Origin of the sequence: Microcoleus sp. Pol7_A1 (assembly GCF_036701085.1) — a bacterium.
Lineage (GTDB): Bacteria > Cyanobacteriota > Cyanobacteriia > Cyanobacteriales > Microcoleaceae > Microcoleus > Microcoleus asticus.
In genome coordinates this window covers 1-23,299 of the sequence record NZ_JAUBQD010000040.1, presented here as the reverse complement: position 1 = coordinate 23,299, position 23,299 = coordinate 1, and the positions used below count along the sequence as shown (strand labels likewise).

Annotated in this window: 19 protein-coding genes and 1 tRNA gene; 12 read left to right on the top strand and 8 right to left on the bottom strand. The window is 48.5% G+C overall.

Features of this window, described 5'->3' with window-relative positions; genetic code table 11:
- Together crtE and QUA20_RS20860 are read right to left on the bottom strand one after the other, a co-directional pair.
- Entirely contained in the window at nt 1-927 is a 927-nt protein-coding gene (gene crtE / locus QUA20_RS20865; protein ID WP_333190948.1) for a geranylgeranyl diphosphate synthase CrtE, read from the bottom strand.
- A 189-nt stretch (nt 928-1,116) separates the two neighbouring features.
- Nucleotides 1,117-2,004 carry a LysR family transcriptional regulator gene (locus tag QUA20_RS20860; protein ID WP_333190947.1) on the bottom strand — a complete coding sequence of 296 codons (888 nt, stop codon included), beginning with the start codon at nt 2,002-2,004 and terminating at the stop codon, nt 1,117-1,119.
- Nucleotides 2,005-2,114: 110 nt separating this feature from the next.
- Here QUA20_RS20860 and QUA20_RS20855 point away from each other — a divergent pair, with 110 nt between their 5' ends.
- Together QUA20_RS20855 and QUA20_RS20850 are read left to right on the top strand one after the other, a co-directional pair.
- Nucleotides 2,115-2,603, top strand: coding sequence for a GNAT family N-acetyltransferase (locus QUA20_RS20855; protein WP_333190946.1), 489 nt, complete (start codon nt 2,115-2,117; stop codon nt 2,601-2,603).
- An 83-nt stretch (nt 2,604-2,686) separates the two neighbouring features.
- Nucleotides 2,687-3,460, top strand: a complete 774-nt coding sequence (locus QUA20_RS20850) for a methyltransferase domain-containing protein (RefSeq protein ID WP_333190945.1) — start codon at nt 2,687-2,689, stop codon at nt 3,458-3,460.
- A gap of 256 nt (nt 3,461-3,716) precedes the next feature.
- On the opposite strand, the gene QUA20_RS20845 is transcribed toward QUA20_RS20850, so the two are convergent.
- Complete coding sequence (locus QUA20_RS20845; RefSeq protein WP_333190944.1) at nt 3,717-4,478, bottom strand: calcium-binding protein; 762 nt, start codon at nt 4,476-4,478, stop codon at nt 3,717-3,719.
- 76 nt (nt 4,479-4,554) lie between these two features.
- Nucleotides 4,555-5,433, bottom strand: a complete 879-nt coding sequence (folD, locus tag QUA20_RS20840; protein ID WP_333190943.1) for a bifunctional methylenetetrahydrofolate dehydrogenase/methenyltetrahydrofolate cyclohydrolase FolD — start codon at nt 5,431-5,433, stop codon at nt 4,555-4,557.
- Between the two features lie 155 nt (nt 5,434-5,588).
- Here folD and QUA20_RS20835 point away from each other — a divergent pair, with 155 nt between their 5' ends.
- The 5 genes from QUA20_RS20835 (at nt 5,589) to QUA20_RS20815 (ending at nt 12,127) form a co-directional block, all read left to right on the top strand.
- Nucleotides 5,589-6,020 carry a DNA-binding protein gene (locus tag QUA20_RS20835; protein ID WP_333190942.1) on the top strand — a complete coding sequence of 144 codons (432 nt, stop codon included), beginning with the start codon at nt 5,589-5,591 and terminating at the stop codon, nt 6,018-6,020.
- Between the two features lie 138 nt (nt 6,021-6,158).
- The gene (locus QUA20_RS20830) at nt 6,159-6,599 is read left to right on the top strand and encodes an NUDIX hydrolase (protein WP_333190941.1); all 441 of its coding nucleotides are present in this window, start codon (nt 6,159-6,161) and stop codon (nt 6,597-6,599) included.
- Between the two features lie 139 nt (nt 6,600-6,738).
- A complete protein-coding gene (locus QUA20_RS20825; protein ID WP_333190940.1) occupies nt 6,739-9,033 on the top strand; it encodes a family 2 encapsulin nanocompartment cargo protein terpene cyclase in 2,295 nt (764 codons plus the stop codon).
- Between the two features lie 87 nt (nt 9,034-9,120).
- Nucleotides 9,121-10,533 carry a family 2B encapsulin nanocompartment shell protein gene (locus QUA20_RS20820; RefSeq protein WP_333190939.1) on the top strand — a complete coding sequence of 471 codons (1,413 nt, stop codon included), beginning with the start codon at nt 9,121-9,123 and terminating at the stop codon, nt 10,531-10,533.
- Nucleotides 10,534-10,720: 187 nt separating this feature from the next.
- On the top strand, nt 10,721-12,127 hold the full coding sequence (locus QUA20_RS20815) for a family 2B encapsulin nanocompartment shell protein (protein ID WP_333190938.1): 1,407 nt from the start codon (nt 10,721-10,723) through the stop codon (nt 12,125-12,127).
- A 396-nt stretch (nt 12,128-12,523) separates the two neighbouring features.
- On the opposite strand, the gene QUA20_RS20810 is transcribed toward QUA20_RS20815, so the two are convergent.
- Complete coding sequence (locus QUA20_RS20810; protein ID WP_333190937.1) at nt 12,524-13,069, bottom strand: LeuD/DmdB family oxidoreductase small subunit; 546 nt, start codon at nt 13,067-13,069, stop codon at nt 12,524-12,526.
- A 178-nt stretch (nt 13,070-13,247) separates the two neighbouring features.
- Here QUA20_RS20810 and QUA20_RS20805 point away from each other — a divergent pair, with 178 nt between their 5' ends.
- The 3 genes from QUA20_RS20805 (at nt 13,248) to QUA20_RS20795 (ending at nt 18,992) form a co-directional block, all read left to right on the top strand.
- A complete protein-coding gene (locus QUA20_RS20805) occupies nt 13,248-14,123 on the top strand; it encodes a hypothetical protein (protein ID WP_333190936.1) in 876 nt (291 codons plus the stop codon).
- A 529-nt stretch (nt 14,124-14,652) separates the two neighbouring features.
- Nucleotides 14,653-16,872, top strand: coding sequence for an ATP-binding protein (locus QUA20_RS20800; RefSeq protein ID WP_333190935.1), 2,220 nt, complete (start codon nt 14,653-14,655; stop codon nt 16,870-16,872).
- Between the two features lie 440 nt (nt 16,873-17,312).
- Nucleotides 17,313-18,992 carry an AarF/ABC1/UbiB kinase family protein gene (locus tag QUA20_RS20795; protein WP_333190934.1) on the top strand — a complete coding sequence of 560 codons (1,680 nt, stop codon included), beginning with the start codon at nt 17,313-17,315 and terminating at the stop codon, nt 18,990-18,992.
- A 530-nt stretch (nt 18,993-19,522) separates the two neighbouring features.
- Here the strand turns inward: QUA20_RS20795 and QUA20_RS20790 are convergent.
- The 3 genes from QUA20_RS20790 to QUA20_RS20780 form a co-directional block, all read right to left on the bottom strand.
- Nucleotides 19,523-19,595 (bottom strand) — tRNA-Glu (locus QUA20_RS20790).
- 84 nt (nt 19,596-19,679) lie between these two features.
- Entirely contained in the window at nt 19,680-20,726 is a 1,047-nt protein-coding gene (locus QUA20_RS20785) for a M20/M25/M40 family metallo-hydrolase (RefSeq protein WP_333190933.1), read from the bottom strand.
- Between the two features lie 189 nt (nt 20,727-20,915).
- Nucleotides 20,916-21,044, bottom strand: coding sequence for a hypothetical protein (locus QUA20_RS20780; protein WP_333190932.1), 129 nt, complete (start codon nt 21,042-21,044; stop codon nt 20,916-20,918).
- Between QUA20_RS20780 and QUA20_RS20775 the strand changes: the two genes are divergently transcribed.
- On the top strand, nt 21,035-21,328 hold the full coding sequence (locus QUA20_RS20775; RefSeq protein ID WP_333190931.1) for a transposase: 294 nt from the start codon (nt 21,035-21,037) through the stop codon (nt 21,326-21,328). The genes QUA20_RS20780 and QUA20_RS20775 overlap by 10 nt on opposite strands.
- A gap of 6 nt (nt 21,329-21,334) precedes the next feature.
- The gene (locus QUA20_RS20770) at nt 21,335-23,053 is read left to right on the top strand and encodes an ATP-binding protein (protein ID WP_333190930.1); all 1,719 of its coding nucleotides are present in this window, start codon (nt 21,335-21,337) and stop codon (nt 23,051-23,053) included.
- The last annotated feature ends 246 nt before the right edge of the window (nt 23,054-23,299 follow it).

The following is a 23,299-nucleotide window of genomic DNA, read 5'->3' as shown; positions in this document are numbered from 1 at the left end:
CTAGTTACTGCGGCTGGTAATAAAATCGGCTATCGCCAGCAGCGGTAGAGCTTTGCTCCCAAACACTGCCAATTGAGCCTTAGCATCAGCAACAAGCTGTGAAGCCTGGCGCCGAGACTCCTCAATTCCCCACAAACTGGGAAAAGTGACTTTTCCTGCTTTAACATCTTTGCCAGCAGTTTTGCCTAGTTGTTCTTGGGTAGCAGTAATATCCAGAATGTCGTCAACGATCTGGAAAGCCAGCCCAATATTTTGAGCGAAACGAGACAGCCGCTGCAAATCCGCAGCCGAGGCCCCAGCGAGAATTGCCCCACAAACTACGCAGGCCTCTAACAGCGCGCCTGTTTTGTGAGCGTGAATGTAATTCAAAGTTTCCAGAGAAACATCTGTCTTTCCTTCCGATTCCACGTCAACCACCTGACCGCCTATGAGTCCACCAGCCCCGGCAGCGCGAGCCAAATAGGCGATCGTCTGCAACACCTGCTGGGGGGGTACGTTCTCAGTTTTAGTGGCGATAAATTCAAAAGCATAGGTCAGCAAACCATCGCCAGCCAAAATGGCGATATCATCGCCATAAACCTTGTGGTTCGTCAGTTTGCCGCGCCGGTAGTCGTCATTGTCCATTGCCGGCAAATCGTCGTGGATCAGCGACATGGTGTGGATCATTTCCAAAGCGCAAGCTGTGGGCATTGCCATGTCGGCAGTGCCGCCGGCCAGTTCGCAGCTAGCCAGACACAGGATCGGACGCAGGCGCTTGCCCCCCGCTAGCAGCGAGTAGCGCATTGCTTCGTAAATTTTCTCTGGGTAGATGACCGGCAGTGCACTGTCGAGAGCTACCTCGATCGCCTCTTTTCGCTTGACTAGATAAGTAGATAAATCGAAAGAGGATTCCGGTTGGGACGAACCCATTTCTGTTGCCAATACCATCCCTTGCTCTCTTGTACTGAATAATTACGTGGGATATTGTGAGCCGTTCGGGTCGATCGTGCCGACTTTTACGGCGGTAGTTGCTCGAACTCCGAGCATCAATTAATCATTCTACGGGTGTTGTTGCACAGAAAATCTTTGAGTTTTAATAACTTTGTCAAATTACCAGTCAATCTAAAATCTACAATCTCAAATCTCAAATACGCTGATTTGTCTGGCGACTTCCAAAAACCGCTGCACCGCCGCCGTTGGATCGCTGCGCCAAATCAAAGCGATCGCCACAATGCAGGTTGATTCTGGCAGCGCTTTGTAAACAACCCCGCTGCGCTGGAAATTTTGCATCGACGCCGGGACGATCGCCACTCCCATCTCGGCGGCTACCAGACTCACAATGGTTTGCATTTGAATTGCTTCTTGAGCCGCGATCGGGCTAAAACCCGCTTGCTGACAAAGACTGACGATCGCATCGTACAACCCTGGAGCCAGAGAACGCGGAAACAAAATGAACGGTTCGGCAGAGAGTTCCCGCAATTCCACATTCGGGCGATCGGCCGCCGGATGCGTTTCTGGCAGTGCGACGATCAGCGGTTCTCGAAAAACGATTTCAGAATTTATCCCATCTTCCTCAACCGGAGGGCGCACGAAGCCGATATCAATTTGCCCGAACCGCAGCCGCTGCAACTGTTCGTTGGTCGTCAGTTCGTGCAGTTCGAGCTTGACGGCGGGACACCGAGTGCGAAACGCCTGCAAAATCGCTGGAACCACGTTGTGTGCTGCGGAACTCACAAAGCCGATCGTCAGTTGGCCGAGTTCGCCTCGACTGGTTTGTCGGCCGAGTTCAATTGCTCGATCGACTTGCAGCAGAATTTTCCCGGCCTCCTCGAAAAAAACCTGTCCCGCTGCCGTTAAATGCACCGTCCGCTTGGTGCGGCGAAACAATTGAAACCCCAATTCTGCCTCCAAATGCTGGATTTGTTGGCTCAGCGGAGGTTGGGCAATATGCAGTTTTTCGGCTGCGCGAGTGAAATTCAGTTCCTCTGCAACTGCAATGAAATAACGCAAATGCCGAAGTTCCATAAGTCCCCATGATTGATATTTTAAAAGTATAAGTGGTTAGTTAAACATATATTGGACATTGATGATGATATTTCATACAGTGATTAATAGGCGAAGTTGAAAATTAAACAATGGCTAATTTGGATATCAAAATTAGAGAAACAGAGCTTGCCGATTTGGAATTACTCGTGGATTTTATTTCGCAAAAAAGCGATTTCGATGGATGTAAAAACCTGTTAGCAGCAACAGCAGATAAATTGCAGCAAACGTTGTTTTGCCAGCCTCCGCTAGTGCGGGTTTTGTTGGCGGAAGTTGCGGGAAAAGCCGTAGGATTTACTATGTTTTATTCCTCCTATTCAAGTTTATTGACGCAGCCGTGCCTTTGGCTTGATGATTTATTTGTGCAAGCTCCTATGCGCGGTATGGGAGTCGGTACAGCGCTGTTAAAGTATTTGGCACAAATTGCTGAGTCCACAAATTGCGGGCGGATGGAATGGACTGTTAATACTGGCAATGCACCGGGAATTGCTTTTTATGAAAAGCAGGGAGCGCGCATTTTGGAAAATATTAGAGTTTGCCGTATTGATGGGGATGCAATTGGTCTGCTTGCTGGCCAATAATTTAATAACTAACCGCTTTCGTCGCGTTAGCGGGCGCGTTAGCCTAGGAAACGAAGAGAAGGAAAGAGAAGAGGAAACAAGAGATGTCACAAACTTATTGGAATACAAGTCTTTACGAACAAAAGCACGCTTTTGTTTGGCAATACGGTGAATCGCTGTTGAAATTAGTTGCTCCTCAAGCTGGAGAACGTATTCTAGATTTGGGCTGCGGTACGGGACAATTAACTGAAAAAATTGCTCAAAGCGGTGCTTCTGTGCAAGGTATTGATTCATCTTTGTCGATGATTTCCACGGCTAAAGTAAACTATCCTCACATCAACTTCGCAGCAGCGGATGCGAGGGATTTTAAAGTAGAATATCTGTTAGATGCCGTGTTTTCTAATGCAGTTTTGCACTGGATTAAACCGCCGGATGCTGTGATTAATTGTGTGGAAAAAGCGCTGAAGCCGGGAGGGCGTTTTGTGGCTGAGTTTGGCGGTAAGGGGAACGTGGGGGCGATCGTCCGCGCACTTTTGAGTGTTTTGTCAGAAATTGGCTGCCAGGAGCCTGAAGCGCTTAATCCTTGGTATTTTCCGACTATTGGCGAGTATGCTGGGCTTTTGGAAAAGCAGGGATTTGATGTGGGTTATGCGGTTTTGTTCGATCGCCCGACTCCCCTAGAAGGCGGCAGCGCGGGTATGGTAAATTGGATTGAAATGTTTGCTAGCGGGTTTTTCTCGGGGTTGTCTGATGATGTGCGATCGCAAGTAATTAACGCAGTTGAAGAACGTTTGCGATCGGCGCTTTACCGCGATGGTAATTGGATTGCAGATTACCGCCGAATTCGCGTTGTTGCTATCAAAAAATCCTCACGGTAAATCATAGTGATTAGTGATTTCGATCGGATATTGAAAGCTCTACTATACCAACTTTCGTCCACTCCAAGCAGACTCAAAGAGTAAAGAATTTTACAGGACTTACGCTGCACAGTCAATTTTTACACTACCGATAGTAGTAAGGTGCGTATTTCGCACCCTACTACTAGCGTTTCTGCGTAACTTCTGTAAATATCAGGAGTTAATTTGTGGCTAACAAAATCATAAGTTTGTCAGCTCACCACTGATTGTCCTGAACTTAGAAACCCTGGACGGAAACAATCCTGCTTTGTAGCTCATTAGGCGTTACATCGTCTACAAAACCTAAAATCGCGTTAGAATTCCTGACTCTGATTAGAGTTCCTGAAGCAGAGCCGCTAAATTCCCTGGCTAGATCTGGAGGAATGAATTGTTGTAAAGCTGGCGCTCCCTCGAACCTATATGTTAATGTCACATTCTGTACCGGCTCCAACACTATATCATTCACAGTTAACCCACTCGCTAATCCAATGCGATCCACCTCAGGATCGAACAATTCGATCGCATCACTAGAATTGATATCTGTAGTGGCAGGATCTATTCCCAGAACGCATAAATTATTGCCAAACTGACAACTTAATACGTCTCTGCCCAAGCCGCCAACCAGAGTGTTATTCCCCTCTAGGCCGTCTAAAACATCATTGCCTCTACCCCCAAATAAAATATCATCGCCAGCTTGTCCAATAAGGAAATCAGCATCTAGACCACCACTGAGGCAGTCATTTCCCTCAGCTCCAGACAGGAAATCTATTCCTTTTCCCCCAAATACAGAATCGTTGCCTGCAAAACCTGCGAGAAAATCTTCCCCTTCATTTCCCAGGATTAACTCGCTAGCCCCTGACCCGATTACTGTATCGTCGCCATCGAGTGCCCAAGCTCCTAAAGGAAAGTTTGTTGCATCTCCAGAAAAAAGTTGAATTCCTTCCGAGGTGTTGTCGCCAATTAAGCGCAATGTCCCTGACGCATCCGGTTTTAAAGCCATAGCTAAAATCTTTGTGTGTTGGTAGATTACTAACTCTACTAATTGAGCCAATAGGAGATCACAAGTTGGTCATAATTCAATTAGAACCGTATTCAATATAACTCGAAACGGTATTTTCCAAAAGCATAGCAACAGTCATCGGCCCGATTCCTCCCGGCACCGGCGTGATAAATTCGGCTACTGTTTTAACAGCATTAAAATCAACATCTCCGACCAAACGACTCGTACCGTCTGGATTGACGACGCGGTTAATACCGACATCAATTACTACCGATCCAGGTTTGACCATATTAGCTGCAATCATTTCTGTGCGGCCGACTGCGGCTATTAGAATATCGGCTTGGCTGGTAATCGATTCTAGGTTTTGCGTCCGCGAATGAGCTACAGTAACAGTACAATCTGCTTCTAACAGCATCAGCGCCATCGGTTTACCTACCAAAATACTGCGGCCCAAAACTACAGCGTTTTTTCCTTTCAAATCAATCTGGTATTCCTGCAATAACCGCATCACTCCGGCGGGAGTACAACTCCGCAAACCTTCCTCCCCGCGCACGAGACGGCCTAAATTTACAGGGTGAAGTCCGTCAGCATCTTTATCGGGGGCAATTTGGTACAGCAGGGAAATTGCATCTAAGTGTTCTGGTAGCGGTAATTGAACTAAAATGCCATCTACTCGATCGTCCTGGTTGAGTGCATGAATTGCAAGTTCTAGTTCGGCTTGAGTAGCGTTTGCGGGGTAATGCTGGCCGAAGGAAGCAATGCCAACTTTAGCGCAGGCTCGCTCTTTATTGCGAACATAGGCGGCGCTGGCCGGGTTGTCCCCTACCATCAGCACCGCAAGTCCCGGAGGACGCCCCTTTTGGGGTTGTAGGGCGCGGACTCGATCGCTCAGCTCGCTTTGAATCTTTTGGGCTAAAGCTTTACCATCTAATATGCGAGCAGTTTTGGCTTCCATTGTAGACTGTGGGTTAGGGGTAAGAAACGGCTGACGATTTTAGATTTTAGCTTAACCGCTCACCTAGATTGTGCAGCAGTCTGTTCTGAGTTGCGATCGATTTTTCCAATTCTGTTACAGTAAGTCGTATCTCCAATCTTCAATCATTTGACTAAATGACTACTGTAATTAAGCAAGTTTGGGTTAAAAAAAGCTGCATCGGCTCTTTATCGCTCATATTCGCCAGCGCTTTGTTCAGTTGTGGCAATTTACCTCTGTCTCAACTTAATCTTGGCTTTAATGTGGCTAGCATTGGCGACGTTCAACAAAAGCGGCAAGTCGATGCTGAAGTTTATCTCCGGGGAAAGGTGGAAAATCGCGCTCCGTTTGTCGGGAATGCGGCTTATCAACTTGAGGATGGTACTGGCAGTATTTGGATTTTAACCAAGCAAGATTTGCCACAACTTGGTGATGAAGTGTTGCTTAAAGGCGAAGTCCGGTATAAAAGTATTACGCTGAAGGAATTGGCTGGTAAGGATTTAGGTGAGGTTTATGTTGACGAAATAGAACAGTTAAAGCGTACTCCCAGTTCAGAAAAGGGGAAATAGGCAGAAGGTAATTGGTTGTTTGTTATTTGTTATTTATTAATTGCTCCTTTTTCTGCTTTCTTCCTCACTTATCCTTCTTCGTTCTTCCTTCTTCCCTTATTCCTTCCTCCCTTATTCCTTATTCCTTCCTTCTAATTGATGAATAAAATTCACGTTGCGATCGCGATTTTGTACCGAGACGGCAAGTTCCTCTGTCAGTTGCGGGACGATGTTCCTAACATCAGGTATCCCGGACATTGGGCGTTGTTTGGCGGACACTTGGAACCTGGAGAAACGCCGGAAGTAGCCGTTTTGCGGGAATTGAAAGAAGAAATTAGTTATGCTCCTCCAAGTGTTTCTTTTTTCTGTTGCGATGTGGAAAAAGATGTTATTCGCCACGTTTTTTATGCACAACTTAGTGCGGATGTCAAGGATTTAGTTTTGCTTGAGGGTTGGGATATGAAGTTGTTGGCGCCGTCTGATATTCGGGCCGGCAAATGCTTTTCTGAGCAGTCAGGAGATGTGCGACCTCTTGGGATTGCTCACCAACATATTTTGTTAAGTTTTATTGACTCGATCGCTACCGTCGAAATGAAATAGCGTACTGTACATTACAGTCCGCACACCAACCACATATCAAACCTCGATAGGGTGGCGAGAATGCTCGTCAACCCCCACACCTTAGTTGTTGGTAGGCAAAAAATAGCAATAAGAGTCAACAGAAGGTGATGCGCAGATAATGCAACCCTTTAAACTGCCCGAATTTTATATGCCTTGGCCGGCGCGGCTGAACCCAAACCTGGAAACGGCGCGAGTGCATTCCAAGGCGTGGGCCTATGAGATGGGAATACTTGGCTCAAAAGAGGAAGCGCAAGGGCAGCCTATTTGGGACGAACGCAAATTCGATGCCCATGACTACGCTTTACTTTGCTCTTACACCCATCCAGACGCACCAGCAACGGAGTTAGACCTAGTAACCGACTGGTATGTGTGGGTATTCTTTTTTGACGATCACTTTCTGGAAATCTATAAGCGCAGTCAAGATTTGGTTGGGGCGAAGGAATACCTCGATCGACTACCCGCATTTATGCCGATTTTCCCTGACGAAACCCCTCCCGTTCCCACCAACCCAGTAGAGGGCGGTTTGTTAAACCTTTGGTCTCGCACTGCGTTTACGAAGTCTGTGGAATGGCGGCGACGATTCTTTGAGAGTACCAAACACCTCTTAGATGAGTCGATGTGGGAACTCGCCAATATCAATCAAAATCGGATTGCTAACCCGATCGAATATATCGAGATGCGGCGCAAAGTCGGTGGCGCACCCTGGTCAGCCCATCTCGTCGAACACGCTGCGTTTGTAGAAGTTCCAGCTAAAATTGCCGCCACTCGACCGATGCGAGTCCTCAAAGACACATTTGCCGATGGAGTGCATCTGCGCAACGACCTGTTCTCCTACCAGAGAGAAGTCGAAGATGAAGGTGAAAATTCCAATTGTGTGTTGGTTTTGGAGCGCTTCTTGAATATTAGTACCCAAGAGGCGGCTAATCTCACCAACGAGCTGCTGAACTCGCGGTTATATCAGTTTGACAACACTGCTGTTACCGAGTTGCCCTCCCTCTTTGAGGAGCACGGAGTAGACCCCGTAGAGCGTGTGAACGTTCTCCTCTATATCAAAGGACTTCAGGATTGGCAGTCTGGCGGTCACGAGTGGCACATGAGATCGAGCCGCTACATGAACGAGGAAGCGGGTAATTCTGCGACACCGACGCTGAATCTAGGCCCCACAGGATTAGGCACCTCGGGGTTGCGGTTGGAATCGTTATACGCCACCTTGGGTTTAGGAAGGTTCAATAGCTTTACTCACGTTCCCTACCAGGCTGTAGGGCCCGTGAAATTGCCTAAGTTTTATATGCCCTTCTCTACCACTTTGAATCCCAATCTGGATGAGGCACGGAAGCATTCCAAGGAATGGGCGCGCCAGATGGGGATGCTGGACGAGCTACCGGGCGTTCCTGATGGCTTCATCTGGAATGACCACAAGTTTGATGTTGCCGATGTCGCCCTATGCGGTGCGTGGATTCATCCCAAAGGGTCTGAGGATGAGCTAAATCTGACAGCGTGCTGGCTGGTGTGGGGAACCTATGCTGACGATTACTTCCCAGCAATCTACGGAAACAACCGGGACATAGTTGGTGCGAAAGTGTTCAACGCCCGAATGTCGGTCTTCATGCCCCTCGACAACTCCACCCCTCCAGCCGTACCAACTAATCCGGTAGAACGGGGTTTAGCGGATATTTGGTATCGCACGGCTGGCCCCATGTCCCTCACCGCGCGGACTGAATTCCGCCGTGCGATTCAGGACATGACTGACAGTTGGGTGTGGGAACTCGCCAACCAGATCCAAAATCGGATTCCAGACCCGATCGATTACATTGAAATGCGCCGTAAGACGTTCGGCTCGGATTTGACGATGAGCCTGTCCCGACTAGCCCAGGGCGGCGAGATCCCGATGGAGATTTACTACAGCCGGCCAATACGATCGCTGGAGAATTCTGCTGCCGACTTTTCCTGTTTCACTAACGATATCTTCTCTTACCAGAAAGAAATCGAATTTGAGGGCGAAATCCATAACCTCGTGCTGGTTGTTCAGAATTTTCTCAACTGCAATATACCCCAGGCTGTCGATATTGTGAACAATCTGATGACCGATCGGGCAAAACAGTTTCAACACATTGTTGCCACTGAATTGCCTGCCCTATTTGATGATTTCAATCTGGATGAAAGTACCCGCAAGAAACTGCTCGGATACGTCGAGAAATTAGAAAATTGGATGTGCGGCGTACTTAGGTGGCATATCAAAGTAGACCGCTATAAGGAGTTTGAATTGCGTAATAGTGCTTCCCCGATAGCGCGAGTGCTCGGCGGCCCCACAGGACTTGGCACCTCGGCTGCACGTATCACCTCGTTGATCGGCGCGGGGTTCAATTGTGTCAGTAATGAGTCTAGCAATTTAGATTATTCTGTAAGAAAATAAGTCTTGCTGCTGCAAGGTCTTTTGTCAGCATTCGGTCATGTAAACCAGCATTGTTTTTGGACTAACTAGATATTGGAGGATTAATTTGTGACATATTCTAATGATGATCTCAGAGCAGATGTTGAACGTCATCAGCGCCATTTAAGTTTGGGGACAGCCGCCGCCCGTAATTTGGCAACGACCACCAAATCTGCACCGCAGATGCAGGAGATTACCTCCCGGTGGTTGTTGAAGTTATTGCCGTGGGTGCAGACGAAGGGTGGGGTGTTTCGAGTCAACCGTAGGTTGAGTTATACCGTCGGTGATGGGCGCGTCACTTTCACCAACACCGGAGCGACGGTGCAGGTGATTCCCCACGAACTTACTGAGTTGCCATTGCTGCGAGGGTTTGACAACAGTGGGGTGTTGACTGCGTTGGCAAACCAGTTTGTGCAGCGGGAGTACGTCGCTGGCGATACGATCGTCGAGATTGGTCAGCCGGCCGATCGGGTGATCCTGATTGCTCATGGCAAGGTGAACAAGATTGGTGTCGGCAAGTATGACGAGCAAATCGTATTGGATGTGCTCGCCGACGGCGACTATTTCGGCGATAAAACTGTGGTGGAGTCCGAGGACACTTGGCAGTACACGCTCAAGGCTATTACCAGATGCACGGTTTTGTCGCTGCCCCAACAGGCGTTTGAGCAGTTGATCGAGCAGTCCGAGGAGTTGCGAACTCATGTCGAGGCTTTCCGCGAGCGCCTGAGACAGCCACAAACAGCCCAAGGTGAAGCAGCCATTGAGGTGGCAACGGGTCATCTTGAAGAGACTCCATTGGCAGGAACCTTCGTTGATTACGACCTTGCACCCCGGGAATATGAATTGAGCCTCGCCCAAACCGTGTTGCGGATCAGTACCCGGGTAGCCGATCTCTACAATGAACCGATGAATCAGACCGAGCAACAATTGCGGCTGACCGTCGAGGCTTTACGGGAACGTCAAGAACACGAAATGATCAACAACCCCGATTTTGGGTTGTTGTACAACGCTGACCTCAGACAGCGCATCTACTCCCGCGGTGGCACACCCACCCCCGACGACCTAGACGAACTGCTGGCTACGGTATGGAAGGAGCCATCGTTCTTCCTAGCTCACCCCCGGACGATCGCAGCCTTCGGTCGGGAGGCAAACCGCCTGGGCATCTATCCACAAAGCGTAGATGTGAACGGCGTTCAGGTTACAGCTTGGCGCGGCGTACCCATATTTCCCTGCAGCAAGATCCCCATCACCAATGCCCGCACCAGTTCTATCCTCTTGCTCCGCACAGGTATGGAAAAACAAGGGGTGATCGGCTTACATCAAACGGGTATCCCCGACGAATACCAACCCAGCCTCTCTGTCCGCTTCATGGGTATCAGCGAACAAGCCATCATCTCCTACCTCGTCACTGCTTACTACTCGGCAGCCGTCCTAGTACCTGACGCACTCGGCATCCTCGAAGATGTCGAAATCGGGCGCTAAATATTTGTGAGAAATTAAGGGAAATAACTTATGTCAATAAGTAATTGGCAAAAGCGTTATCGCCTTAACTTCTTATCAATTGGATTAGGCACTCAGGACTTACGCAAATGTCATCCTACTAGATAGCGGTTAATGGCAGAATTTGCGTAAGTCCTTGCACTTTTGTTAGTAACTAAAGGATGAGGTAATGACGTATTCTAATGATTCGGATTTGGATGTTGAGAGCAGACAAACTCAACTGAGTTTGGGTACAGCAGCAGCCAGGAAGTTGGCGACGACGACCAAATCTGCACCGCAGATGCAGGAGATTACATCGCGGTGGTTGTTGAAGATGTTGCCGTGGGTGCAGACGAAGGGTGGCACTTATCGGGTTAACCGTCGATTGACATATACCGTGACTGATGGGCGGTTGAGTTTCACCAACACCGGATCTGTGGTGGAGGTAATTCCCCAAGAACTTTGTCAGTTGCCATTGCTGCGAGGGTTTAACGACACTGGGGTGTTGAGCGCGTTGGCAAGTAGGTTTGTGCAACAGGAGTTCTTGCCTGGTGACATCATAGTGCAGTCAGGTCAGGCAGCCGATCGGCTTTTCTCGATCGCTCATGGCAAGGTCAACAAGGTGGCTGTTGGCAAGTATGGCGAGGAGCCTTTGCTGGATATGCTGGCAGATGGCGACCATTTCGGCGATCAGGTGTTGGTGGAGTCAGAAAGCACTTGGAAGTTTACAATCAAGGCTGTCACCCGATGCACGGTATTGGCGCTACCACAACAGGCGTTTCGGGAACTGCTCAACCAGTCGGGCGCGTTGCAGGCTCAGGTTGAACAGTTTAGGACTCGTGCCCAACAACCGCAAAACAAACAGGGCGAAGCTTCGATCGCATTGTCTGCCGGTCATCTTGCGGAAACCCCGTTGCCAGGGACTTTCGTTGATTACGAACTCTCACCCCGCGAATATCAATTGAGCGTTGCCCAAACTGTGTTGCGGGTGAATACTCGCGTCGCGGATCTGTACAACGAACCGATGAATCAGACGGAACAACAATTGCGGCTGACCGTGGAGGCATTGCGGGAACGTCAAGAACACGATTTGATCAACAACCGGGAATTCGGGTTGCTGCACAATGCTGACCTGAAACAGCGTATCTACACCCGCAGCGGTCCTCCCACCCCCGACGATCTTGATGAATTGATTACTCGTCGGAGGAAGTCCAAGTTCTTCCTGGCTCATCCCCGCACTATTGCCGCCTTCAGTCGGGAGTGCAACCGCCGAGGCATCTACCCAGACAGCATTGACATGGATGGGAGCAAGGTAATCACTTGGCGCAATACACCCATTCTTCCCTGTAACAAGATCCCAATTACCAAGAACCAGACCAGTTCTATCTTGGTGTTGCGGACTGGTGAGGAAGACCAGGGCGTGATTGGCCTGCACCAAACTGGTATCCCCGACGAGTACCAACCTAGCCTGTCGGTCCGATTCATGGGCATCGAGGAAAAGGCTATTATTTCTTACCTGGTCAGCGCCTACTACTCCGTTGCCGTTCTGGTTCCCGACGCCCTCGGTATCCTTGAAGATGTTGAAATCGGGCGTTAGGAGGGTACAGCTATTGAGCAGGTTGTGTGGCAAAAATTGTCCGATCCGACACCCCCGCGGCTTCCCCTAAATCCAGATCGGTAGCCAAGAAAACCTTCGCTCAGCAACGCCAGAACTCCCACACTCCTCTAGCCATTATCATTACTTTAGGACTTACGGAAGTCTCACAAGTAGTAAGGTGCTCTACTATTTCAAACTCTCGATCGTCGCCCTATAACGAAAGTAGTAGAACACCCTACAAGTCAATAGAAATGAGTCACTTGCGTAATTCTTATACTTGTTAGGCACTACTAACTTTCAAAATTAAAGTAGGCGGACATCAATACAAACAAAATTAAGAAACCCGGTTTTTGTAGGCAATTCCCCCGTGGTTGCCCTCGGGTTTCTTTGCAGTCTTTACCGAGCAGCAATCATTCCCGTTTGGCGCGCGTAGTCAAACAACCCTCCGGCATCTATTACCGGGCCTACTTCTCCTAAAGGTTTGAGTGAGAAAGTTCGATCGAGAGTGTGGTTGACAATTACCTCTGCTGTAAAATCGATCGTCACTTCTTGCCCCGTTACAAACAAGTCGCACAGCCGCTCGACTGATTCGATCGGGTACAATTCGCCAGTAGCCGAGCAATTGCGAAAGAAAATGCGCGCGTAAGACAAAGCCACCACTGCTGTAACGCCGGCGGCCCCCAGAGCGATCGGAGCGTGTTCCCGCGAAGAACCGCAGCCAAAATTTTCCCCGGCAATTATAATCGAATACCGGGTTTTCTGTTCGCCGGATTCGATAAACTTACCGTAGCGATCGGGCAACCCAATCATCGCATAACTGCCTAGTTTCTCGTACTCGTCCGGCTTCGAGGGAACCAGGGTCAGGTATTCGGCAGGGATAATTTGATCTGTATCGATGTTGTCGTCTACAACAAAAATTTGACCGCTAATTACTTTACCCATAGTTTATTTCCTGTTAGCCTCGCTCGATGCTGTGGTGATAATTTTAAGTGGATCGGTATGCAAAATTTGCATCTGTTCATTTTAACCTGGCAGTGTCAGTGATAACCTGTATGAGTAAAAATTAGATCCGAGACTTTGGGTTAACAATTAACGGCTTGCTAAGCGTCAAGATAGTTTTATGGCGAATCCAATAGATGACATTGCTCGACAAGCTCGCGAGGGCTCGGTTGCAGCGATTATTCAAATCCTTAACGACAAACTGGCACAGGTAAGTGTCAGGGCCAGAGCCGTGTTTGCAGAGGGTGTGCTGCAACTGCTGTGCGAAGCTGCAACACCTCAACTGCTCGAACAGTCTAGCTTGGTCGATCGCGTCCAAGAAATTTTGGAGGGCATTTCGCCCCACAATATTCGCCGAGTCAACATCAACAGCCGGCTTGTCCGAGAACACCAATTGCTGTGGCTCGAAGAAATTAGCCGCGATCCCGAGAATCAACTGTTGTGGTCTCAAGAAATTAAACTCAGAAAGCCCAATTTGTTTAAGCGTTTGGCCGCCGCCCATCACGAACGCCAAGCTCTTGCAAGCAAGCGGGCTTTGCCGAGAATGGCTGTACCTCGATCGATGCAGGAACCGCGGCAATTTCAGCGCGGTATCGTCGGCGGCATCAGCTTGACCGTGCTGTTGCTCGGGGCCGCGGCCGCCATCTACAAAGGACTCAATTCCCAAGCGCTCAACAGCACACAAGCCAACAGCCAAGCAGTTGTCACTGCTGGTCCCTCGGAGGCAAAAGCTGTTTTGAAAATTTCTAAGGAGACTGCTAATTCTGCTGTTGACTCTTTTGCACAAGCAGTGCGAGTCGCCTCGCAAGCAGCCACCGACAGCAAAACCGCTCAATCTCGCGAGGATTGGTTAGTCGTAGCTGCTAAGTGGCAGCAAGCTTCGGATTTGATGGCCGCCGTGCCCTCTAAGCATCCCCGCCACACAACGGCTCTGAACCGGACGGCACTTTACCGCCAAAATAGCGATAAAGCCCAACAGGAAGCACAAAATAAGTAAGCAGCTAAGTCGGATAAATCTAACAACAGAGTTTGCCCTGCTGCTCTAGAAGTTGTGAAAAATGAGTTTTTGAGCAAACACTCGCAAACTCTCAGCTATGTTATGAGTGATAATTTGGGGATTTTCAATTTTTGCGCTCAGCGTGACTCGATCGGCGGATTGGTATCAAAATAAAAATTTGTTAGGATCACAAACTTAAATAGGAAACATCACAGGGTGAGGAGAGGGGCGTCACTAAGCGGTCTCTAGAAAAGCTTCATACTATCAATAACGATCCAAATTAGCGGGAACGGGATTTATTATCATCCGGTCAAGGAGGGTAAAGTTCATCCCGTACAGATCGAAGGGTAGAAAATAGGAAAATAAAACTCAGTCAAATCTGCGTATATTTTCAGATATCTAGTGACCCGCCGACAGGCTGCGCAAATACAGAAAGCAGACTCATAACAGTCAAGGCGACAGTTATGGATAGGTTCTATATTTGCAGCGCGAGCCGGCTCAAACATCTTAGAATAAAGGCTTGGTTGCCATGATCGATCGCCAGGGAAATCAAGAGTTTACGTCGATCGACCGATCGCCGTCAGAGTCTTGCACTTTGCATTTACCGCAAATCCCAGAACCAGTATCAATCCAAAAATTTCTGGATCGTCTTATGCAGTACCAGGTCGATCCTGCCCTCCTCGGGCGACAAATTTGCCAAATTCTCGCGACCAGCTTTGATCGACAAATCCTGCTGCAAATAGCAAATACTTTGGGGGTTGCATGGGGGGCAGATTTCTGTTTGGTTGCTGCTGTAGTTGACCAGAAAGTAGTAAATCCGAATGCTTGCTGGGAAAATAGCAGCGATCGCCCAAATGCTGCCGATGCTGCCGCGGAAGCTCAAACACCGGAACACTCCCAAACCACCAAATTAAAATCGCCTAGCATATTACTCGAACATCCCATCTGGGCAAACCTGCTAGCAAACGGCGAGAGAGTGGCGATATCCGACTATCAAGATAATCTGGCAGCTTCATCGCCGAATTTCCCTGTGACACCGCTGCCTTTTCGGGCAATTTTGGCAGGGCCTGCGCGATTTGGAGGGGCTGTAAATGGCATGATGATTCTTGGTAAGTCGCACCCTCACGAGTGGTCGGCAGCGGACCTGCAGCGCCTAGAAGCAGCATCGGACGGGATCGGCATCGCGATTTCTCACATTCAAAAAACTCAAGAAATTGCCAGCTTAAACGAACAGTTACAGCGACAAGCTAAATACAAAAATCTACTCATGTCAGTTGCTGCATCGATCGACACAAATTCAGAAGTCGATCGAATATTGCAGCAAGTTATTGAAAACACCGTCGATACCCTGGAAGTAGATAAAGGTCAAATCCTGCTATTGAAATATACAGATCCTCCCTTTAAAACTCGCTCCCCCAATCAAACGCCCAAAGCCAAAGTCGAATTAGTTTGCGAAGCCGCTCTGAAAAAAGATGCAAATAAACAGGCAATAGCACAAAGCGATCCGGCAAAAAAAAGCTCGACATCCAAAACAAAAAACAAGGAGAAAACTGCTAATTCCAAATCCAAAATTCCCAACTCAAAACCAAATAACTCTCCCCCTTTGTTGCTGTCGGAATCTAATTTGTGCCGCAAAGCATTCCACAGCGCACCCAAGCCCCTCGCCCTCGCTGACGCAGGCGAATTAATCGGCAACGAACAAGAGGGCGCCACAGAAATCTTGAAACTCCAAGGCATTCGCGGCTTGCTGCTGGTTCCCCTCACGGGCGATCGCAACCAGGAAACAGTCTTGGGGTTCTTGGTTTTGCAGAACTCCGAGCCCCGCGCTTGGAGCCCTGAAGAATTAGAAGTTCTCGAATCAGTCAGCGCTCAAGCGAGCAGGGTGATTATCCAAACTCAGACGCTCAAGGAAGCGCAAACCCTAGTCGAAGACAGAACCGCTCAGTTGCAGCAAAGTCTCGACGTGCAGGGGAAACTGTACGAACAATCTGCCATTCAACTAGAGCAACTACGCAAATTGAAGCTGATTAAAGACGAGTTTCTCAGCACTATGAGTCACGAGTTGCGCACCCCTTTAACAATCATGAAGCTGGCGATTCTGATGCTCAAACAAGCTGAACAGCCGTCAGCGAGTCGGGCTAAGTATCTAGACATTCTAGAGCAGCAGTGTACTAAGCAAACATCTCTGATTAACGATTTGCTGACCATCAAGCAGTTTGAGCCTCACCAAGCCCCGATTTCTCTAATCAAAATCGATCTCAACCGTTTAGTTCAAGATTTAGCTGGGGATTTTGAGAAATTGTGGGCGGATAAGCAATTGACTTTGAAGGTGGATTTGCCCAAGTTGACCCCTTGCTGGGAAACCGATCCGGATATTCTCAATCGGGTGCTGCTGGAACTGCTGACTAATGCTGGAAAATACTCGGCTTCTGGAACGGCGGTAGTTTTAGAGGCGTCTGAGGTTGCCGGCTATATTGTCCTGAGCGTTTCTAATTTCGGGTCGGGCATTTCTGCTGCTGATTTGCCCTACATCTTTGACCAGTTCCGCCGCGGCACTGGCATTACTGACCAAGCTATCGCCGGTACGGGTTTGGGTCTGGCGCTGGTAAAGTGTTTAGTACAGCACTTGAATGGTACTATTGATGTGTCTAGCTGTCCGGCAGAAAGTTTTGAAGCTGACGAGTTGTGGCGCACATCTTTTACTCTGACTCTGCCACAATTTCCAGCGGAACTCTGTAATCTAGAATAATAGTTTGGTGGAAAAGCGGTTGTGAATTATTGGCAGCGAACAGGCGAAGACTTGCTTTTAAAGGGAGATTTGGATCTGGCAAACGCTACTACCAAATCCTCCTTTTTGATTTGTTTGTCTGGTTTCGCTTCTAAATTGCCGATTCTTCATTGCTGATTCTCCCCAAGACTTATATGATGTTTGGTTATTTACCCGTAATTAGCGCGTATTTGTAGTGAGTACGATCGTCCTCTCTTAATGAATTAATCGGGACTAAATCCCTTGCTTAAAACTGAATTATGATTGTATAACCGGAGATGATATTATGGAGTATAAACCAAAGAAACTGAGTCTTTTAACTGTTTCAAAAGCCTACGAAGTATTTTCGTAAAAGCCGATTTAAGCGTCTTTGACTATCCTCTAAAAATTGTCGCGGTGCATGGAACTCGATAGCCAATATTATGCTCATAAAAGCTGCACCTAAAACCCTCCGTTGGCAACGTTCTAAATATTCGCCGCTGGCGCGACAAATAGACATTTTTGCAGCGGCGGGAAAGTTTATGTTTTTTTTGTGGTGGGATGGACTGCTGCAAAATAATTCTCCTCATACTAGAAGAATTCGCGCTCATTGGTTGGTCAATACTTTGCTTAATTTAGGCCCAACCTTTATTAAAATTGGGCAGTCTCTCTCGACTCGGGCGGATTTGCTGCCGCTTGAGTATGTGAAGGAACTCGAACAGTTGCAGGATCGGGTTCCTCAGTTTAGTTCCGAAGAGGCGATCGCTCTTGTAGAATCAGAGTTAGGCAAGGATATTTATGCTTTGTACCGCGATTTTGACCCGTTGCCGATCGCTGCTGCGAGTCTGGGACAGGTCCACAAAGCGAGGCTGCACACCGGGGAAGATGTGATTGTAAAGGTGCAGCGTCCGGGTTTGGAAAGTTTATTTAATTTGGATGTGAAGGCAGTGCGCCAAGTGATGCGTTTTTGCGATCGCTATTTGCCTGGGACTCGCAAGTACGGCCTGGAATCTATTTATCACGAGTTTTTTAAGATTTTATATCAAGAAATTGACTACGTGCAAGAAGGTAAAAATTCCGATCGCTTTAGCCATAATTTTCGAGAATATCCTCAGGTTGTTGTCCCGAAAGTCTACTGGCAATACACGACTAAAAAAGTGCTGACTCTAGAATACGCACCAGGCATTAAGGTTGACGATCGCATTAGTTTAGAAGCGATTGGAGTAGATATTGTGAAGCTCAACCAACTAGGAATTTGCTGTTATTTGAAACAGTTGTTAATTGACGGTTTTTTTCAAGCTGACCCGCATCCGGGAAATTTGGCGGTGACAGAAGATGGCAGCTTGATTTTTTACGATTTTGGGATGATGGCTGAGGTTAAGTCTCTGGCTAAAGACCAAATGGTCAAGACTTTTTTTGGTGTGCTGAGAAAGGATACTGACGAGGTACTCAATACTTTAATTACTATGGGCTTAGTTGAGCCGATGCCGGATATGATGCCGGTGCGCAGGCTGATTGCTTTTCTGTTGGATAAGTTTATTGATAAGCCGATAGACTTTCAAGCTTTTAATGAAATTAAGAACGAACTTTATATCATGTTCGAGCAGCAACCGTTTCGGTTGCCAGCAGAAATGATGTTTATTGTCAAATCGGTGACCACTCTCGACGGCATTGCTAGAACTCTCGACCCAAACTACAATTTCATAGCATCCGCTCAGCCTTTTGTCAAGAGTATTGCGGTGAGCAAGGGGCGGGGAAATGCGATCGGAGAATTGGCAAGACAAGCGCGAAGTTTTATTACATATAAGTTACGGCAGCCGAGCAAATCGCAAGTTTTTATCAAGCGTTTGGAGCAGCGAATTGAAGAGGGCGAACTGCAAATTAGAGTGCGAAATATCGAGAGCGAAAGAGCCTTGAAACGGATTAATTTAGCTTTGAAAACTCTAATTTTTGCTTGTCTGGCGGGTTTTGCGGTGCTGTCGGGTGCTGTGCTGCTGGTGGGCGGATATCAAACGGGGGCGATCGTCGCTTTTGCGGTTTCGGGATTCGGCGGCTTGTTTTTGCTGCGCTCGCTTTTACATTTGTTGGTTAGGGAAAAGCTCGATCGAATGGTTGAAAAATAAATATACTTGGGAATTGGGAATTGTGTTCGTAGTCAGGCTTTAGTCCTGATTAAAAGCACTAAAGTCCTGACTACAAACTGCCGGAAATTTTATCGGCTAAGTCGAGCGCGAAAACAGCTTTGGAAAGTGCCTGGATGCTCTACAATCGGGAAAGGTTCAGAGAGCCTGCACAAATGTTAGAACCCACATTCCGCCCTTTGACTGTCACATTCAGATATTTTTGAGGAAGCCATGAGGTTTGGATCAATTTTGACTAAATCCCAAGTCAACAGTCGCTAGTTTTTGAGAATTGGTTGAAGAGGAGATGGTTTTTCCTATGAAGGCCTGAAACTTTCTCACAGCAGGAGGTTCAGACTCGTCAAAGGCGAAAATTATCACGGTGTGACAGTCCAAGAGCGGAATGTGGGTTCTAACCCAAGACCCAATTTCTCGATCGCCCCAAAAACAAAAATGATAACTAGCGTGTGGAGCGGGCTTGTTGCCTTTACCAGTTGCTAGATATCAATTTGATATCTGAGTTAAATTTTCAATACCCCCAGGGGAATTCGAATCCCCGTCGCATCCGTGAAAGGGATGTGTCCTAGGCCTCTAGACGATGGGGGCGCGTTGCGTTTGCTTGTGTTCCGCACCTTTATTACCTTAACTAATCTTTCCCAATCTGTCAACTACTTTGCGAAAGTTTTTTTTCTACTCGTCCCAAAGCTCGTCACAGTAGGCTTTGAGGATGGCGGCGCAATTGTCTATCGCCCCGAGATGAGCAATTTCAAAGCCGTGGGTGTTCTGGGTGGGGAAAGCCAAACAAGCGGCGCGGGCTACGTGGCCGAACTTCATGGCGATCGAAGCATCGCTCCCAAAACCGCTAATTACCGCCAACTGCACCTCTACATGAGCTGCTGCGGCTGCTGCGCGCAATTGGGCGTTCAATCCTTCATCGTACACTCCGTAGCCGTCCTGAACCAGCAAAACCGGGTTTTCGCCGTCATGAATCGGGTATTCCGGTGCCAGAGGGCAAATTTCCAAAGCGATCAGCGCGTCCAACGGCTGGCGCTGCGTGAAATACAAAGCTCCGAGCGCCCCAACCTCCTCCTTCGCCGACGCTACCAAATAAACATTCACCGCAGGCTCTTTCAAACATTCCGCCAGAGCCAGCAAAATCGCCACTGAAGCCTTGTTGTCCAGAGTGTAGCTCGCGATCCAGTCCTTCAACCGCAGCGGGCGCTTGCGGTGCTTTCCCACCACCATCCGCGTGCCCGGTCGAATTCCGACCTCGGCTAATTCCTCGGCGGTACACTTAGTTTCGATCCAGGCATTTTCCCACTTTAAACAAACATCTTCCTGCTGAGCTTTCTGAGGAGATTCGTGAGAAACATGGCGGGAACCAAAGCTGAGAATGCCGCTAATTGTTTGCTTGTCTCCGAGCAAATCCACCACGCCTTCGCCGTAAACCCAAGGAAACGAGCCGCCCAATCTGCGGACTTCCACGCGGCCACTCTCGCCTATTGTTTTAACTAGGGCGCCAATTTCGTCTTTGTGGGCGGTAATGGCGATCGACTTTTCGGGATTGCGACCCTTAATTAGGGCGATCGCATTGTCCGCGCGATCGACCCAAGCATTCACTCCCAGGGCGGCGAATTTTTCCATCAACCGCTGGTTAATTTCCGATTCCGCACCGCTGGGTGAGTGCAGCATTACTAATTCTTCGATTGTTTGGAACAGGCGATCGAATTCTAACATTTTAGATTTTCGTTTTTAGGAGCGAATTTGGACATATATTAAAGCACATTTACCCACTATTTCCCGGCGGTACACTTAGTTTTAATTCAGGCATTTTCCCACTTGAAAGAAACATCTTCCTGCTGAGCTTTTTGAGGAGCGTAGGAATGAAGCAATTGGAGGCAGCAAAGGGCGATTGAGTAACAAGATTCATGCGAGCGCGTGGATGCGTTGGGCAATCCGTTGGGGTTTCACCTCACCCCCGGACAAGCTGGTGACGCCAGAAGGAGCCGACCAACTACCGCCGTTACTGGTAGCAGGTACACTGCTTGCTGACAAAGGGCTATGATGCAAATCAGGCTGTGATTAACCGCCTCAATGCCGAGGGGAAGAGCGCCGTGATTCCACCTCGCCACCACCGCAAGACCCAGCGAACTTACGATACGCAATTGTACAAAGCCCGTCATTTGATTGAGAACTTTTTCGCCAAGCTCAAGCAGTATCAAGCAATCGCGACGCGCTATGACCCTAGGGCGGTGAACTTTCGGGTCTGCAATTCATCTCGCTGCTGGGGTCATCTGGTGGAATTGATAAACGCCCTAATTAACTTGACAGTCCCGTAAACTAATATGCCTGACCTCTTCAGCACATTTTTTTCGACTAATTTCATTCCTCACGGGCATTGCTACCTCTGGAAACCTGGGTTAGTATGGCTGCACTTAACGTCAGATCTACTGACTGTCCTCGGGTATTACTCGGTGGCGGTTGCCATTGTTTACTTTAGGTATGAGCGTCAGGATCTGCCTCCCAAGACGGTGATGCTGCTGGTGGGTTTATTTTTTATCTTTGCCTTATGTGGCACCACCCACCTGATGGGAGTAGTGACACTTTGGTATCCCATGTACTGGGTTTCAGGACTGATCAAAGCGGTCAATGGTGCTTGGTCTTTCTATACGTTCACCTTTTTAGTGATTCCCTTAATTCCAGTGGCTATCGATGCGCCAAGTCCCGCCCAACTCGCCCTTACAAACCAGGAACTAGAGGAAAGTCGCCGCCGTATCCAGGCGATTAATGTCGAGCTAGAGCAACGGGTGCAGGAACGCACCGCGGAACTGGAAGCGTCTAATCGCACCAAAGACGAATTATTGATACGCGAACAAGTGATTCGCGCAGATGCAGAGGCTGCCAACCGTGCCAAGGATGAGTTTCTCTCGATTCTTTCTCATGAACTCAGAACTCCTCTCAACGCCATCTTAGGATGGTCAACGATGTTACTGCGGCAGAAAAACCTCAGTGGGGATAAGGTTGTGCGGGCTTTGGAGACGATCGAGCGAAACGCAAAGTCTCAAGCCCAGCTCATCGAAGATATTCTCGATGTTTCTCGCATCATCACAGGTAAACTGCGCCTCCAAGTCCGTAGAGTCAACCTCGTATCGGTGATTGAATCGGCGATTGACTCTGTACGCTTGGCGGCTGAGGCAAAATCAATTCGCCTGCAAAGCGTGCTCGATTCTGAATCTGGCCCGCTCTTGGGTGATGCAGATCGGTTGCAGCAAGTTGTATGGAATCTACTTTCTAACGCCATCAAATTTACGCCTAAAAACGGGCGAGTCCAGATTCGTTTGGAGCGGGTTAATTCTCATGTTGAAATTACTGTCAGCGACACTGGACCAGGCATCAGCTCGGACTTTCTACCCTTTGTCTTCGATCGCTTCCGCCAGCACGACAGCACGACCACTCGCAGTTATGGGGGGTTGGGTTTAGGGTTAGCCATTGTGCGTCAATTAGTTGAATTGCATGGCGGGACTGTAACGGTAGTGAGTCCAGGAATAGGACAGGGGACGAGCTTTACAGTCAAACTGCCCGTGATGATTATCCATCCACCAGCCAGCGACTCAGAGCGATTAAACTCGATCGTCGAGGCGGATGCGAGGGTTGAGGCGTCACCCACCCTTGAAGGCTTACAAATTTTAGTGGTAGACGACGAGGCTGACGCGCTAGAGTTGCTGAGTACAATTCTGCAAAAGTATGGTGCGGATGTCATCGCTGTGGATTCGGTCAAGGAGGCGTTGACTGTTATTGAAACCGCAACCCGCAGCCCCGATGTTTTAGTGAGCGATATTGGGATGCCGGATGAGGATGGCTACTCCCTGATCCGCAAGTTGCGGCAACTGGAAGCGCAGCGGGGCGGTCGGCTACCGGCGATCGCGCTGACGGCTTATGCCCGGAATGACGATCGTCGGCAGGCCCTATTAGCAGGTTTTCAGATGCATTTGACCAAACCTGTAGATGCTGCCGATTTAGTGGCGGTGGTTGCCAGCCTGACCGGACTTACGGGCAGGTGCTAAAACCCAGGTGTATTCAGCTCGTCCTTTTACTGATTCTGTTGCAAAAACTTGTTCAATAACAAATGTCGCGTTTGAGGATAATTGGCTTCTTGTCAGCTTTGGGTAAAGGCTAGAGCGCCAGTCCAGTAAAAGAAGTTAACAAAAAGCATCAAGTATGGGTTGCACAAACAACTTAGGAATGAAAATTTAATAACATTAGCGTCTGCTAAATAGTCGGAACTGCACGATAATTCCATTTTGGTAGAT